The sequence below is a fragment of the Psychrobacter sp. GW64-MNA-CIBAN-0177 genome, from assembly GCF_040309585.1.
GTDB classification, from domain to species: domain Bacteria; phylum Pseudomonadota; class Gammaproteobacteria; order Pseudomonadales; family Moraxellaceae; genus Psychrobacter; species Psychrobacter okhotskensis.
Genome location: NZ_JBEOOY010000028.1, coordinates 1 through 16,622, shown reverse-complemented (window position 1 = coordinate 16,622; position 16,622 = coordinate 1). Strand labels below are relative to the sequence as shown.

Sequence of the window (16,622 nt, the reverse complement as noted above, 5' to 3'; positions counted from 1 at the left end):
TATTTATACAAGTGACTGGGATGAATTTTGCGAAGCCTTTGTCTCGCTTGCGCACAACAAGCGAGTAAAATTTGTACCAGTCACGCTATAACATTTTTAAAATAAACCAACCATACAAGGCTACTGAAGTAAGTTTTGCACATCCTCTGTCAGCAGCACCACAGCAAGAAGCGTTTTTACCAACGACACAATGTCTATTTTAAAGTAAGCGGACTATGGATGGCTGCACTAAATCTATACTAATAAGTAGGAGCACATTATGACTAATACGACAAATTCTACAGACCAAACGCCTATAAACGATTCCACTCTGACATCGTTTGAGCACCTCATTATCAACGCTAATCTTGCCACCTTTTCAACGCAATACGAGTTTGATATTTATAGCGACAATCAAGAAAAAAGTACCCCTTACGGTCAGTTAGAAAACGCCGCTATCGGTATCAAAGACGGCAAAATTGCATGGATTGGTACGCAGGAACAAATACAGCCATACCTCACCCATTATAAAAATGATCAAATCAAAGACGTCGATGGCAACTGGGTCACGCCCGGACTCATCGATTGTCATACCCATATCGTTTATGGCGGTAACCGTAGCAACGAGTTCGAAGCGCGATTGCAAGGCGTTAGTTATCAAGATATCGCGGCACAAGGTGGCGGCATTGTCTCAACCGTTAGCGCCACCCGCGCAGCGAATGAGGAAGAGTTGTTTGCGCAAAGTGAAAAACGTCTGCTCGCGCTCATAAAAGAAGGCGTGACCAGTGTCGAAATCAAATCTGGCTATGGGCTGGACTTAGAAACTGAGCGAAAAATGCTAAAAGTCGCCCGCGCACTCGGTGACAAACACAACATTCATGTTAGCACCACTTATTTGGCCGCCCATGCGCTACCGCCAGAGTATAAAGACAATGCCGATGACTATATCGAGCAAGTTTGCCAGTGGTTACCAATCTTGCATAGCGAGGGCTTGGTCGATGCGGTCGATGGCTTTTGTGAAAACATCGCCTTTAGTAGCGAGCAGATTCAGCGCGTCTTTGACGTTGCCCGCTCGTTAGAGTTGCCAGTTAAGCTGCATTCCGAGCAGCTCTCAAACATAGGTGCTAGTGCTTTGGTAGCAGAATACCAAGGACTATCAAGCGACCATCTTGAGCACTTAGCAGAAGAAGATATTGAAAAAATGTCCGCAAGCAACACGGTAGCCGTACTATTGCCGGGTGCTTTTTATACGCTACGTGATACTAAGTTGCCACCGATAGAAGCACTGCGCAAACATCAGGTCAACATTGCCATATCGACAGATTGCAACCCCGGTACTTCACCACTAACGTCACTGTTATTAGCGATGAATATGGGCTGTACATTATTTTATCTCACTACTGAAGAAGTATTGGCAGGCGCAACTGTTCACGCGGCACAAGCGTTAGGTCTCGCCAAAAAAGGCAAAATAGAAGTGGGTTACGATGCTGATTTAGCGTTATGGGACATCGCCCGCCCTGCTGACCTTGCTTATCAAATGGGGTTAAATCCTATTGCAGGTATCATGGTTCAAGGTAAATGGCGCGAGACGGTATAGCAAATTTATATAAACATTTACCATAATTAAAGAAGCCCCAACCATTAAATGATTGGGGTTTTTTTATTGGCTATCGATAGAAGTTAAGACACTGCTACTCTATAGTCAGTAAAAAATAATGTCGATACATCATGCACTGCTGATATTTATTTATGTCGCTCAGTTATTTTTTAAACTTGTTTTTAAATGTACTCCCCGTATCGGCATCGATATTTAGCCAAAGCAGACTATTGCCTTTGAAAAGTTGGGTTTCGTAGTAGGACGCATGATTAGCATAATCGCGATCATTCTTAAACTCAATTTCGAGAATGCGACCACCCGTTTGCTTCTCAGCGATACTCATCGCATCCATCACCTTGATTTTTGCTTGCTGCTGAGCCTTATAGTCAGCCAAATCGTCCTTATCCAGACGTTCGGTTTCAGTCTTTACGATTTTGCCAGTTATAGCATCAACTTTGATTTCATAACCAGTGGTATTAGTACTAAATTCCAGCTCATAGACACCGCCATCACCCTCAGCATCGCTATCATCGTCATCAAACTCTGCGCTGATTAAAGTACCGGAAGCTTCTTTGCTCGCCGTAGTAATCGCCTGCTTTAGGCTAATTTTCGCTGCTTGAGCAGCACTCACTTCGTCAGTATGATTGGCAGCACTAACAGCTGTACTAACTACACCTGCGCTCAATGCTAAAGTTAGACAAGCACCCAATGTAGTCAGTTGAAGTTTTTTGATAATATTACTCATATCTCTTTATCCTTATAGCCATTATGGAATTGCTTTTATGATACGGATATATAGGGATGAATAGCAGATAAAAAGGTAGCGTAATGTAGCTTTCCTGTTTATGCTTCTAAAGCAAGCACATGTGGAAAGAACACGAGATAACTCTTTGGTTTATATATTAATTTGAGCGAGTAAGCGCTATAATATGTCTGCCATTTCCTTCTCTGAATTTCCAAATATTGAGACCATAATTAATGATGCGAAACACGCTACAAAACTTACTTTACAACAGTAATTATGATCAATCAGACCCTTCAACCGCCGCTTTTGACACTTTGCCAATTATCATACAGAAAGCGCTATTACAACAGCAGCGTATCGTATTGATAGCCAATAATCCTTCAATAGATACAGCGAGCTTAGAGGCGCTGTTGCAGCCGACAGATATGCTGGTTTTGTTTAATGATTTTATTCATGCTGATTTTTTTGCGCATCATCCTAGTGTTAAAGATCTACCAAAACTATTATTCTTTAGAAAAATTGGCGACAGTCTGTTGCATTTTGGCATGCCGCCTCGTAGTAATAATTTGACGGCGATGCTCGATATGGCAAAGCATGCACCACTTGGCATCTTGTTTGGCAATACTGACTACCAGTTTCCATTACTAGCTGATGACCCCAGCCCTAATGATGATCCGATAACAGCCAGCCGAGTATTAGAGATTCCAGAACTGCTAAATGAATTATTGCATAGCGATGAGCATTGTCGCGTGTTATCAGAGCAGGATAGCGTGGTGGCAGATTATCCTATTTTTGCTGATATCCATTCATCAGCGCCGACCTCAGGGTTTCTGTTATATCGGCTATTATTGGCGGCGCGCTTACATGTGCAGCAGCGACAGAACGCTGCGACTCCGCTATCGATAGTCATGTTGGGCTTTAATAATGATGACAAAACAGCGCACTTTTGGGATGGGCATAATTGGGCGTTTGAGAGACAAGAGCTTGCGACGCCGCCTAATAGTGTCGAGATTATTCGTCAGTACTAATAGAACACTACTAATAAGATTAAACACTTATAGTTGATTCACTTTAAAACTGATATAGCGAGACTGGGATAAATTTCTTGCAGCCTCTGTCTGCGCAGGCACAGCACGCAAAAGAAATTTGTACCAGTCTAGCGTATTAATGCAATGTATCTATTTTATTTAGTATCGACTATATATCTACACATAAGGCGCATCCGGATAATGAGCCGCTCTAATCTCGACTTCACTTGGCTGTCGATTGATAGCAATCGGTACTGTCTGCTCGTCTCGCCAGTTAATCAGTTGTAATTGCGAAAATTCCGCTAACCATCCTGACATCGGCCAATGTTGCCATTTTTCATAAAAGCGATTGGCATTGATAACGATACTATCCAAATGATTAAGCGGCGGTCTATAGACACTATGCTGTTGATGGTAAATCACATCATCAGTTAAATAAAAATCGATATTTAACGCGCGCGCCATAAAAGCAAAATCCGTATCTTCAGCGCCATAGCCGACATAATCCGTATCAAAGCCACCAATTTGCTCAAACTGACTGTGCATAATAGCAAAGCAAAGACTCCAAAACGCACCATAGTCTTGCGTCTGTTTAATAGACGTACCCTGATGTTGTAAATCAAAGTTATCCCGATAAGGGTTAAATACAGACAGCTTGTCTAAAAAGTCGGTTGCTAATTTACCTTGTTGTAGCTGTCTACCCTCATTATCCGTCAAAGGACGCGTCAGATAACGCGGTTGACCCATCAGTAAGGCGTTGGGACGTGCTTGAAGTTTACTATATAGCTGCTCAATAAAGGTTGGCGCGACGATACAGTCTACATCCAAGAAAATCATGGCATCATACGTGGCGCGCGCCGCTCCAAGGTTACGGTTACGACCGATATCAAATGATGCGCTAATTGCTAGTCCATTCTCAGTCGCTGTAGTCGTTGCTATCTTAATGATATTTAAATCGTATGCTGCCAGACGTTCAGGCTCAGCGTCATCATTAACGATAATAACTTCTGCTGGTTTGACACTACCCTGCTCCAAGCTACCGAGTAGGTTGTAGAGATGCCGATTGCGACCGTAGCAGGTAGTAATGACGCTTAAAGGCACGCTAACGGGAGTAGTGGCATGAGTGGCCTCTTGCGCTTTGGTTGTCGTTGTCATAGAGATCTTCTTTGCTCTTATTGTAGAACCTTTTGTTTTTAAGGTTTCTTATTGTTTATCAGGTTTTAGGCCCAATTGTGGCAATAACCATTCTTCAAACCAAGCTTTGACGGAAGTATAGTCAACAATGCTATCCATAAATTTTTGCGCTGGCGTATTATCTTGATTATCCGTTAGAGCAGTCTTATCAGTGTTGATTGACTCATTGCTAATCGATTCATTGCTAATTGACTTATCGTTAACTGATAAAAAAGACGGTATATCCTGACTACCCAAACTTGAATTTTGAGCCATGAACTGTGCCCAACTTAGAGCACGACCTTGCTCAATCAGCGCCTCTGCCATGACTTCCTGCTCACGATGCGGACGCTCATCTGGCAACACCACGAGCGGCGTCGCATAGTCATAAGCTTGCGCAATACCGTTCAAACCACACGCCATCAACAGCAGGTCACTATAGGCAATAAATGGCGTCACATCATTTACGTGAGCAGCAATATCAACACAATGTCGTGCCTCGTCGTTAATAGGTCCAAGCGATATAATCAATGCATTCGGTAATGCACGGCGTAGCTCGGGCAGCTTGGCATCAATAGCGTCGTGCCCACCGTAACCTTTGATAACCGTTATGATTGTAGTATCAGCTATTTTTTGTTTATTATCCGAAGATGAAAGCCGCTCATGGATACTAATACTACTAGTAGTGAGCGTCATGAGCTTATTTATAAAGGCGGTAAACGTTAACAGCTCATCCGTCTTATTGGGCATGAAATCAAGATATAGCGTTTTTTGGCGTACCCAGTCCAGCGTTGCTGACGCTTCAAGTGCCTTTGGGTAAGGGGTTAATAATCCCAGCGCGCCAGCAAAGGCGTTCAAGTGCGGTATATCATCGCGCTCACCTGCCAGCCTTACGTATAAGTAAGGAATACTAGCCACGCGACACAGCATAGCAACTTCGGCGCTGACATCAATAATCATTAGGTCAATCTGACGCTGACGAATCTCATCGAGTAACTGCCAGCTGCGCATCTGCACATTGCGATTACCTACTGGTGAATAATGCAAACTACTTGGCTGCCAATATTTTCCAGCTCGCCCTAGTAGTACATCTTCTGGTAGCTGATCCTCAGCGCTTAAACGTACGATTTGCTCATCAGTTATCGCGCTAAAGTGATAACCATCATTAGGCAAACTGGTAAACACTGTCATCTGCGAGCGTAATTTAGGCGGCAATAGAGCAGCCAATTTATCTGCTTGGCGACAGTGACCTGAACCATGATGATGGGCATAATAGCCAATACGCATAAGGAGATTTCCCAAAATTTACTGTTTAAAAACTGACGCTTAAATAGCTAGTAAAGTTAGTCTGTTTATTTAGAAAATTTTTAGTAGGCTAGAACTTGAATCATAAGTATCATCTAGAAAGACAAGGCCTGAATCTGAGCACTATTACTATCACCACTTTCCAAAGCCTGCTCGTATAGCCGCAGATAACCATCCACCATCGTAGCGACGGAACAAAACTGCTCAGCACGCAGACGACATGCCGCGCGGGAAATATGTTTGATATCAGCAAAAGCTTGAATGAAAGCGTCTTTGTCCATCTTAGGTACAATGATACCAGTCGATGACGTGACAATCTCAGCGCTCGCACCGACATCAAATCCAATCACTGGCGTACCGCAAGCCAAACTCTCAGCCAGCGTTAAGCCATAAGGCTCGTCCCATGTACTGGTAAATAGCATAGCAGTCACTTGGCTTAAGCGTTCATTGATTTGATCTTTACTCAGATGACCGACGTAATCGAATAAAGACCCAGCGTTTTTATCTTCTTCTAGTAACGGTGCAACGTACTCATCAAAATATTCCTCATTACTTTTTGGCCCTGCAATAATGAGGCGCTTGCCGGCCGCTTTGCAATACTCCATCGCTAAATGGGTGCCTTTTTCCACACAAATGCGCCCATACCAAAAGTAAATCTCGTCTTCAATTGGGTTTGTATTGGCATCAAATGACTGTACATCAATACCGTTATAGACCACATGAGAAGGCACGAACTCAGCAAATAACTGCTGCTGATGACCACTAATCGCGGTGAACTGGGTTTGCGTGCCTTGACGTAGTGTCAATAATGCTAAGCGCAGCTGCGGGAAAATCGGCGTATGAAAGGTGGTAAAAAAACGCGCGCCAAATGCCTGTCCCATCATCATCGGTATATGGTGCAAGCTGTGATTGTGCACCACATCGATCATGCCCTGCTCATCACGACTGATGATATCGCGCATGGCTTGCTGATAGACCAAATACTGATACAACTCTTCGCGACTCATACCTACCGAATCATGCTCATTGTCATAGACCAACGCATCAAACTGCGTGCGCGTCATAAAGGGCACGAGTGTCGCATTAGTCTGACTATCAGCATGCGCATAGAGCAACACTTCATGTCCTTGAGCGACCAATTCATCACATATAAGCTCGGTAATCATCTCAAGACCGCCAGCATATGGCTGCGCGATTGGATATAGAGAATGCGCAATAATGGCAATGCGCAATACAGGAGTATCTATTACGCTAGCATCACGGTAAGCAGTAATACTTGATATATCGACAGTAGGGCTAGATAGCATAACAAGTCCAATATGAATTTATTAAGTATAAATTAACTAAATATGAGTTGAATGACAGTCATTAGGTACAGATAAAAATTGTAGAGATTAAAATTAATGTTGTTAAAAATTAACAGCATTGTCGTCTTTAAATGAAGACGTCAAAGGTTTGTCTTTTGATTTAGCAATACTAATCATGTGCGGCTGAGACAAGTTTTTAGTAACGAAGCTTTTAGCACTGAGGTTTTTAGTAATTAAGGTCTCAGCAGCTACCTTTTTATTTGCAACCTGATATTCTTCATAGCTGTAATTATCCAGCATCACCTTGGCAGCCCATACTTTTAGAATACAAACCATCACGGCGCAGCCAAATAGTAGCGGTGAATATAAAAGGGAAAATGGCGATACAATTATGGCTGTGGTTATATTTAACATTAGCAATACTTTAGGCATCGCCATTAAATTGGCAACATAAACTGATTTTCGCGTACGTATCAACTCTTGCTTCGGCGTACAGATAAACGGCTTCTTTTGTCCCCATAGTACTGGCCACCATGATAAAGCGCCCAACTCCCAAAAATTCAGATGCACAGCCCAAGCCCGCAAACGATTACTTAAGCTTGGCGCAGCTCCATTGCTAGTTTGCTGATTGAGCGATGCCCTATCCTGCATATATGCCCATAAACGCCTACCCAAAAATATGGCGTAACTCGCATACACGATATATAAAGGAGCAAGCAAAGCATAAATATTTAAACTGGTGCTGAATAGTAGCGCACTCGTAATAATAAGTAGCGTCAATAGCTGCAATACGATAAAGATACCGGTAAAATTGACCCAAGCACTAAGCTGAGATAAGTGTGCACCCATGTACGCTAGACGCTCACTGAGTTTCTTTTTTGTAGCGGATGAGTCTGTGACGAGTGAATCTATGATGGATAAACTTGTTGAAGGCAAGTTTGATGACGCTGAAAAGTAAGTATTAAGCACTTGCATATTGCCATAGATCCAGCGTCGCCGCTGGCTCATCAAGTCGTGCAAGGTAGTGGGTAGCAGTCCTGTCGCGATAACCTCAGGGACAAACTGACTGCGCAAGCCGCGACCATGCATCAGCACACCCATCTGCGCATCTTCGGTAATTGATGCGCCTGACCAGCCGCCTAAATCTAGTAGCGCGCGACGACGAATAACCGCATAAGTCCCTGTTGATAGCGCACGTTTACGGTTAAACAGACGGTATAAATGATGATTGAAATAATGATTTAATTCGCTATGAATATCGACTCGCCCTGCGTCCCGATAAAACTGCGGAAATTGCAAGAGCGCATGAGACGGATAGCGTTCGATAGCATTTGCAATTGATATTCGCGCCTGCGGTAACGCCTGATAATCACTGTCGACTACTACTATATGACTGCAATTAGGATCCATGAGTCCCAACGCTAAATTAAGTGCGCCTGCTTTAAAGCCTGCGACTGAATCGATATGATAAAAATGTACATTATGACGCGCATCAAGACTGGCACAGAACTGTGCTAATGGCTCGTATAGAGACGTTTGGGTATTATTATTATCGACAATTAAAATCTCATCATCGTCCGCTTTGATAGCTAACAACGACTTAATCGTTTCAATCACCATCGCTGCCGGTTCAGCACGGGTCATTAACTGGAAACTTAAGCGTATAGGATTTTCTGAGGTATAAGAACGCCCAGTATGGATATTTAGAGTGTCTCTAGAATAGCCCGCAACATCAGCATAGCCATCCATGCTGCCATTATAATCTTTTAGAACACGATTACCTTTTAACGCACTGTCTTTATATAAGCCAACTTTATATCGTTCAATTTTTGGTACGGCAGATTTCAATAAGTCAATCATTAAAGGATTGAAATCGTTTTTAGAGTCATTAACAATGCTATTGCCAAGAATGCGATCGTTAAAGATGCCATCGCTAAATAAATAAGCGCTTAGCCTATTTTCCATCATAGGAAGTGAGCTCAAAAAAATTGAGCGTGTACCATTATAGACTTCCTTATTGACGGTCATGGTTAATCCTTTGATGAACATATCGATACTGTAGGTAACAGCTTTAGGTAAGCTAAAATAAGCCTAGAGAATTGATAATAGTCAAAAGGACTAATAATGATTACTTATAATCTGTCTAATAAAATAGATTAATGTAACTTCAAGTAAAACATGTAAAAACATTTATAAATTAGGTACTTATAAGCCAAAAAACTTTAGTGAGCGTCCTGTCGAAAAAGGCAAAAAAATTTCAAACAAAAAAATACCGCCCTTATTAGAAATAAAAGCGGTATTTAAAATTTCAATAAGCGAACTAAGACAAACTGTCCTTTTAGCTCAAAATACTAAAAGTTGGTTCGAGATACCAAAAGTTAGTTCAAGATACCGTAGGCACATAACGCATCAGCCACGCGCTTGAAGCCCACGATATTGGCGCCAGCCATATAGTCGATATAGCCATCATCAGTCTGACCATAGTTTTCTGATGCTTCAGCGGCACAATCATGAATATTTTTCATAATACGCTTTAGGCGCTCATCGATTTCTTCAAAGGTTTTATATTGGCGCACTGAGTTTTGTGACATCTCAAGACCAGATACTGCCACACCGCCAGCGTTAGCCGCTTTGCCTGGTGCATAGTGGACACGGTGCAGACGAATATAATCAACAGCTTCGGCAGTCAATGGCATGTTAGCGCCTTCAGCGATATATTTGATGCCGTTTTCAACCATTAATTTAGCATCATCTTCGTTGACTTCGTTCTGTGTCGCTGATGGGATAGCGATATCACCTTTGATGTGCCATGGTTTTTGCTTAGCAAACCACTCACCACCATAAACATCAACATAATCACACAGTGGCTTGCTTTGTGCTTTTTGATTTTTTAGCCAATCAATTTTTTCTTGATCCATGCCTTTTTCATCATACAACGTACCTTGTGAGTCAGATACTGTCAGTACGGTTGCGCCTAGCATATTCGCTTTTTCGGCGGCGTGCAGTGAGACGTTACCCGCCCCTGAGATCAGCACTTTTTTGCCTTTGATGTTTTCGTTTTGCGCAGCCATCATATTTTCTAAGAAATAAACCGCGCCGTAGCCTGTCGCTTCTGTGCGCATTAAGCTACCACCAAAACCAACGCCTTTACCAGTCAAGACACCGCCGTGCTCGCGAGTCAAGTTTTTATACATGGCAAACATATAGCTGACTTCACGTCCACCCACACCGATATCGCCTGCTGGTACGTCAATGTCCTTGCTGACGTACTGATGCAACTCGCGCATAAAGGCATAACAAAAACGGCGGATTTCGCTGTCCGATTTACCTTTAGGATCAAAGTCAGCACCACCTTTACCGCCGCCCATTGGTAGACCTGTTAAAGCGTTTTTAAAGATTTGCTCAAAGCCCAAAAACTTCAATACGGATTGGTTGACGGTAGGATGGAAGCGAACGCCACCTTTGTACGGGCCTAAGGCATTACTAAACTGAACACGCCAGCCGCGATTGACCTGCACTTCGCCTTGATCATTTTCCCAGTTAATACGGAAGCAAATAATACGATCAGGCTCAACCAAACGCTCAAATATCTTTAAATGTTCATATTCTGGATGAGCGTCATACAGAGGTGCGATGGTAAGCGCAACTTCTTTTACCGCTTGCACGAATTCAGGTTGATGGGCATAACGTTCTTCGATTTTTTCGATGGCCTGACTGATACTCATATAGCTTCCTTAAGGTAAAAATTGTGATCTGTTGATATACATCCACGTCTTATCATTTGCTAGCAAACGATAGGATTATAAACGCCGATGTGGGATTAAAACGCTCCTATACACAGGTCGGTATAAAAACTAATGGGATTGAACGCCAACTGTTTGTCTTCTATAAATAATCGGTTAAATGCATAGCTAATAAGTAACAACTATTTTTATCTCATATCTATATATCATTTTTAGGGTCTATAAGTCTAGTAAATATCACCATCATGAAAAATGATGTGACTTTTTTCAGTATAGTTGATGCGGCAGGTTTTTGTTTGTACTCCATAGTCAAACGATGAGCAGCAATTATTCGCTTATCACTAAACCTTTTTAACGAAAAGAATCTATCGCACAATTCACTTGTTAAAAAACGTTAAATTAGTGGTAATGAGGTATAAAAATAAATAACTATTCAATATTTTATTAAAATCTATATCAGAAATAGTGATAAAAAGTAGAAATCGACCACTAAGCAGTAAAATATCTAGAAAATACCTCTTTTATTGGCATAATCGTATATCAATATTATTAGTAAGGAATTATAATGCCCTTCTTAAAGCAAGGATATTTTGGCTACCGCCACTCGTTCACAAATACATACCAACCACCAGTACAGAGAAAGCGATATGCGTACAGATTCATTCCAGCAGATTTTGGAAGACCTAAACAGCTCATCAGCCGATGTAGAAGCATCTGCCCTTATTTCTAACGATGGTCTGATGATTGCTTCAGCCTTACCAACGGGCGTTGATGAAGATCGCGTTGGCGCCATGTCAGCCGCGCTTTTATCCTTGGGTGACCGCGCAGGTCGTGAGCTCGCACGCGGCAGTATCGATCGCATTATGATTCAAGGTGAAAAAGGCTACGTGATTATGACGTCATCAGGAGATGAGGCAGTGCTGACCATTATGGCAAAACCCAATGCCAAGCTTGGTTTGATATTCTTGGATATCAAGCGCGCCTCAGAAGCCCTAGCCAAACTCATCTAATTGGTGAGCATAAAGCACTGTCGATGCCGCGTTATGGTTATCGCTATAGATAACAAGAGATAGCAAGTTATCCGTCCTACTCTAAATTAAAATTGGTGCTATGTCTTATAAAAACTATTTAAGGTAGTGCACACTGTTTATATGAAAGGCTTCAATGATGAGAGAAGAGATGAGCGATGAACTTATTAGAACAATAAAAAATATCTGGCTTATCATTCATTCTATTATCGACCGCTAACACACCAAATCCGCTTTTTAACCCTTATGAATACAACGTTAAATGAAGGAGATTACGATGGGTTCTCCACTCCCTGATGCACAAAAACCTGAGTTACCTGCAGAACAAATCATGCTGACTTATCACGATGGTACATCGCGTACTGTCTATGATACTGGTATTGAACGCCCCTACCCAGACGGCAAGCTTATCGTCTCGCGTACAGATTTGGACGGCATTTTAACGCACGTTAACGACGCCTTTGTCGAGATTAGTGGCTACAATGTCGACGAGTTAATCGGCAAACAGCACTATATTTTGCGTCATCCTGACATGCCTAAAGCGGCTTATAAAGACTTGTGGGATACCGCTGAGTCTGGGCAGAAATGGCACGGTTACGTCAAAAACTTATGCAAAGACGGCAGCCATTATTGGGTATATGCCACGGTCGTGCCTAATATTCGTCACGGCGAAACGGTGGGTTATACCTCGGTCCGCCGTAAGCCATCACGCAGCAAGATTGATGCAGCAATGGCTCAGTATGCTGAAATGAAACAAAATGAGGAAGGCTAAATCATGAGTGAACCCACGTATAACTTATTAATCGCCCCTGATTTTTCTCCTGAGCGCTTTGCCGGTTGGCATATGTTTAACACCCTTATGCAAAAGCGTGCGGGTATTCATATGCATCTCAACACACCGACGTCGTATGCTGAACAAGAAGCCCTTATCAAAGCAGGCAACGTCCATGTCATTTACGCCAATCCCTTTGATGCAGCGGCGCTGATACGCGAGCAAGGCTACCGTGCTATTGCCCGCCCTATCGGCAAATCGGATGAAATGGTCATTGCGGCAGCGGCAAATAGCGATATCAATCGTTTAGAAGATATCCGTGCTGGCGCGACAGTAGCGATGGCGGACAACCGTGATGTTAAGCTGATTGGCTTACGTTTACTCGAAGCGGTTGATATAGAAGATTCGGATCTCAATTGGGATGTCACCGAAACCTACCAAGCCGCCGCGCGCAAAGTCATTAAAGGGGAGGTCCAAGCGGCGTTCTTTTTGGCAGAGATTTTCCATGGCTTTTCACGTCTGACCAAAACCCAGCTATCGGTACTTATCGAAAGTGATTTGGCAGATATCAGTCACGTTTTATTAATCAAAGACGATGTTGCCGATGCCGCAGCGATCACCGATGCTGTCCTGAATTTTAATAAGGATGACGATGGTCAAGAAGCACTGGCTGAACTGGGTATGCCTGAAGGATTTGAGCCTATGAGTGAAGAAGACGCTGAGTTTATGATAGATTTGATGCAGACCTTGCTTGACTAGGGCATGTCTTCATTTCAAAAATGGTGATAAAAATGAGATAAATTGCCGTCAAACAAGAAAAAATAGCGCAGATAATATCGGGATATTAACCAGCTATTTGACGATGTTTGGCAAGATTTAGCCATTTTTAACCCATTTAGATGACTATCGAATGAGTTGAAGACACGCCCTAGTATGTTATCTAGCGTTTTGCTTAGCATTCTGCTTCACCTTGGTTTTATTTTGCTTAGTTAGGTTATCGCCTATGGCACTCGAGTGCGAGCGATGACCTAAAGGACACCATTATGTCTGATGTAGACCTTATTAAAGAAAGTGAGATGGCCGCGCGCAAGGTGTTTCGTTTTTACTCGCGCAAGGTATTCTTGGCGCCCAATAATCGGTATTTTCACGAACAACGTATCAATGCAGCACTGTTATTAAACGAGAAAGAACCGCTACAAGGTGCTGTGGCGGACTTTTTTTATGGCTGCTGGTATGACATTCCTTATGATGTGACCAATTTATTTACTCGTATTCAAGACCGCCTGTATCCGCAGGTTGAGCAGGGTTTTCGCGACTGTATTAATAAAAAAAGCTATATTCAGCGCAATAGTATGCTGGCGACCCGTTGGAGCGTGCTGGTGTCGCCATCGCTGAACGAGCAGACAAAGCGTTTGCGTATCAGTAGCGATGATGCCAAAGAGATTGCAAAAGACATCACCACTGAGCTGATGCAAGCACGCAATAATCAAGACTGGGGCACGATTGAGCAAATCGAAAATGAGTTCTTTGCCCACTGTATCGCGCGCCATGATCGCCTTGCCTTCTCATTAGTTTGGTTTCGCTTAGGCAAAAGCGATTGGCAGTTTGATGAACGTTGGAACCATTGCCAGCAACGCCTTGACCAAACTAACGGCCAGAATATCAAAACTTAACTTATCGCCTATTTAAAACTTCCCAACAACGGTAGCCGCTATGTCTTCTTACTTAAACGCTGATAAAACCTATCTGACCTTAACCCCAGCCGGTATTTTTGAGGCATTTTCACAAAACGAGCCGACCGATGCGCAGCTGTCTTTACAGGATTTATTATCCTATGAGCAGACACTACTGGCTGCTGACTGGCTAGCACGCTACTCTGACGGGTGGTTACAAAGCTTTATTGAACAAGGTTGGATTGAAAAGCTGTCTCTGTTTTTACCCGCGCCCAATCTGCCCTTGGATCAATTTCTACCCTACGTGGTAGCGAGCTTATCTGGTAAGCGCCGAGCAGCCATTGGCTCTGATGAAGGGTTTTGTCTTGCTCGGATTGGCTATAGTCAAGAAGAAGCGGATATGCTGAGTGTGGCGGCCGCTGACTTCTCAGGCTTTATGCTACGCCAAAAGCAACGCGGCTGGGCAGTAGAAAGCCAAGCGATTTCGTTCTTTCAGCAAGTAGACTTGTTGATTCCTGAGACCAGCTTTGTATTCTTATGGATTGATGGTTCAGGTTATGTACTCATCATCGATGGTGAGCCTCTGACCAATAGTCGTGCCTTTGTGGAGTTGGTCTGGGCATTAAAAACGTCTGGACTAAGATTTTTGAATTAAAGTGACTGCCTGACTTTAAGCGGGTCACAATCTAACGTATTAGGCTGGATACCTCGCCTCTATTGCTGCGCCTTAGGATAAGTAATAAGTAATAAGCACTATTCACTTTTTATATAAGCTATTTTTCTACGTTTGCGCCATGTTCAACGTGTCATATAGTGAGTGAAGAGTAATATCGAACCATCATGCACTGCTGATATCAACTTTTCTTGCTTGCTGTACCTGCGCAGACAGAGGCTACAAAAAATTGATATCAGCAATACCGTCGCGTTTTAGAATATTTTGACTATAGCTAATTGCTACTAAATATTTGATAATTAGTTAGCTAATCGGTAATTAGTAAGAATAACCTCCTCAGAATTAACAACAACTTGTCAAATGTTAGGTCATACTATCATCGTCCAAATGAGAATATTTTTTCTACCTATTCTTTTACTTGACGCTTATCACCTCTCCAAGATTTAAACGCTGCAAACCCTACCCAACAGCTTTTCCCCTCATTGAAAGTGGCACCCTCTGCCAAAGCTTGCATTCTTGCTTATTTTTTAGGACAGTTTATGACTTCGCTGACCACTGTGCGCGTGCGTTATCAAACGATTGAAATTGGCAACACCGATATCCATATTTGCACCTTACGTGACAACCAACAATTTAGCGACCCTGACGATGAGGCGCTTAACCTAGGTATTTGCTCGGCTTCTTGGCCGATGTTTGGCGTGATTTGGCCGTCAAGCTTGGTATTGGCCAATCACATGCTCGATTATGATATTGCGGGCAAGCGTATCTTGGAGGTTGGCTGCGGCATGGCATTATCGAGCCTGCTGCTCAATCATCGGCATGCAGACATTACGGCGACCGACTATCATCCGACAGTTGAGTACTTCCTTGATCGCAATACCACCTTGAATAACAATAAAGAGATTAACTTTGAGCGTTTAGATTGGGCAGAAGACAATAGCCACCTTGGCAAGTTCGATATCATTATCGGTAGTGATTTACTCTATGAAGACCAACATATTGATATTTTGGCTGAATTTATCGAGCGTCATGCGTTACCAAAATGTGAGGTCATCGTCGTAGATCCTGGGCGTGGCCGAAAAAACAAGCTAACCAATAAAATGCTTGAATATGGTTTTAGCAGTCAACACGTCAAGCCCGAGAATACCACTTATCTTGACTTGCCGTTTAAGGGACATATTTTGACGTTTTCGCGGAGTGGTTAATCGGCAGACTTATCTTTATCGTTACCAAACTTTGAAATAAGCGCCATGATGACTTCTTGAGAGTTAATTGGATAAGATTCATTACTGACAGATTGGAAGTCTTTAGGTGCGAATATTCTTTGAGCGATTTCTGACTTTATTTTATGTTGCTCTTCTTCAGGTAACGAGGCTATATAAGGATTAATAGCCTTTAAATCCAATGATGTTTGAAGATGAGTATATTGTTGCTGACGATGCTTAGTAGACTCGCGAGCTAAATAAGCAGCTGGAACTGATAATAAAAAGACTAATGCTAATCTTAAAAGAGCATTAGAAAGGGGAGTTTCCTAAAAACTGTGTAACTGCTTATAATCCCATAACAGGAGAATAAGCAATGACCAAGCAAACTGACATT

General features: G+C 42.6%; 14 protein-coding genes. 8 read left to right on the top strand and 6 right to left on the bottom strand.

Annotated elements, in window-relative coordinates:
* Positions 1-259: 259 nt before the first annotated feature.
* Positions 260-1,576, top strand: a complete 1,317-nt coding sequence (gene hutI, locus AAEY79_RS12870) for an imidazolonepropionase (protein ID WP_201583426.1) — start codon at positions 260-262, stop codon at positions 1,574-1,576.
* Between the two features lie 163 nt (positions 1,577-1,739).
* On the opposite strand, the gene AAEY79_RS12865 is transcribed toward hutI, so the two are convergent.
* Positions 1,740-2,321 carry a PepSY domain-containing protein gene (locus tag AAEY79_RS12865; protein WP_201566177.1) on the bottom strand — a complete coding sequence of 194 codons (582 nt, stop codon included), beginning with the start codon at positions 2,319-2,321 and terminating at the stop codon, positions 1,740-1,742.
* 233 nt (positions 2,322-2,554) lie between these two features.
* Here AAEY79_RS12865 and AAEY79_RS12860 point away from each other — a divergent pair, with 233 nt between their 5' ends.
* Positions 2,555-3,349 (top strand): hypothetical protein, encoded by a 795-nt coding sequence (locus AAEY79_RS12860; RefSeq protein WP_201583428.1) that lies wholly within the window; start codon positions 2,555-2,557, stop codon positions 3,347-3,349.
* Between the two features lie 177 nt (positions 3,350-3,526).
* Here the strand turns inward: AAEY79_RS12860 and AAEY79_RS12855 are convergent, their stop codons facing one another.
* The 5 genes from AAEY79_RS12855 to gdhA form a co-directional block, all read right to left on the bottom strand.
* On the bottom strand, positions 3,527-4,504 hold the full coding sequence (locus AAEY79_RS12855) for a glycosyltransferase family 2 protein (protein WP_201583430.1): 978 nt from the start codon (positions 4,502-4,504) through the stop codon (positions 3,527-3,529).
* A gap of 48 nt (positions 4,505-4,552) precedes the next feature.
* Positions 4,553-5,809: a hypothetical protein gene (locus tag AAEY79_RS12850; protein ID WP_025650752.1), complete on the bottom strand. Its 1,257-nt coding sequence runs from the start codon at positions 5,807-5,809 to the stop codon at positions 4,553-4,555.
* A 113-nt stretch (positions 5,810-5,922) separates the two neighbouring features.
* The gene (locus AAEY79_RS12845) at positions 5,923-7,134 is read right to left on the bottom strand and encodes a glycosyltransferase (RefSeq protein ID WP_025650753.1); all 1,212 of its coding nucleotides are present in this window, start codon (positions 7,132-7,134) and stop codon (positions 5,923-5,925) included.
* A 102-nt stretch (positions 7,135-7,236) separates the two neighbouring features.
* Positions 7,237-9,162: a glycosyltransferase family 2 protein gene (locus AAEY79_RS12840; protein WP_352288626.1), complete on the bottom strand. Its 1,926-nt coding sequence runs from the start codon at positions 9,160-9,162 to the stop codon at positions 7,237-7,239.
* 350 nt (positions 9,163-9,512) lie between these two features.
* Positions 9,513-10,859: an NADP-specific glutamate dehydrogenase gene (gene gdhA / locus AAEY79_RS12835; RefSeq protein ID WP_025650755.1), complete on the bottom strand. Its 1,347-nt coding sequence runs from the start codon at positions 10,857-10,859 to the stop codon at positions 9,513-9,515.
* Between the two features lie 608 nt (positions 10,860-11,467).
* Between gdhA and AAEY79_RS12830 the strand changes: the two genes are divergently transcribed.
* The 6 genes from AAEY79_RS12830 to AAEY79_RS12805 all read left to right on the top strand — a co-directional run bounded on the left by AAEY79_RS12830 (position 11,468) and on the right by AAEY79_RS12805 (position 16,228).
* A complete protein-coding gene (locus tag AAEY79_RS12830) occupies positions 11,468-11,887 on the top strand; it encodes a roadblock/LC7 domain-containing protein (RefSeq protein WP_240990805.1) in 420 nt (139 codons plus the stop codon).
* 295 nt (positions 11,888-12,182) lie between these two features.
* On the top strand, positions 12,183-12,677 hold the full coding sequence (locus tag AAEY79_RS12825) for a PAS domain-containing protein (protein WP_025650756.1): 495 nt from the start codon (positions 12,183-12,185) through the stop codon (positions 12,675-12,677).
* 3 nt (positions 12,678-12,680) lie between these two features.
* On the top strand, positions 12,681-13,436 hold the full coding sequence (locus tag AAEY79_RS12820) for a phosphate/phosphite/phosphonate ABC transporter substrate-binding protein (RefSeq protein ID WP_025650757.1): 756 nt from the start codon (positions 12,681-12,683) through the stop codon (positions 13,434-13,436).
* A 284-nt stretch (positions 13,437-13,720) separates the two neighbouring features.
* The gene (locus AAEY79_RS12815) at positions 13,721-14,350 is read left to right on the top strand and encodes a hypothetical protein (RefSeq protein ID WP_025650758.1); all 630 of its coding nucleotides are present in this window, start codon (positions 13,721-13,723) and stop codon (positions 14,348-14,350) included.
* A 40-nt stretch (positions 14,351-14,390) separates the two neighbouring features.
* On the top strand, positions 14,391-15,005 hold the full coding sequence (locus tag AAEY79_RS12810) for a hypothetical protein (protein ID WP_025650759.1): 615 nt from the start codon (positions 14,391-14,393) through the stop codon (positions 15,003-15,005).
* 557 nt (positions 15,006-15,562) lie between these two features.
* A complete protein-coding gene (locus AAEY79_RS12805) occupies positions 15,563-16,228 on the top strand; it encodes a methyltransferase domain-containing protein (RefSeq protein ID WP_352288622.1) in 666 nt (221 codons plus the stop codon).
* Positions 16,229-16,622 lie beyond the last annotated feature (394 nt).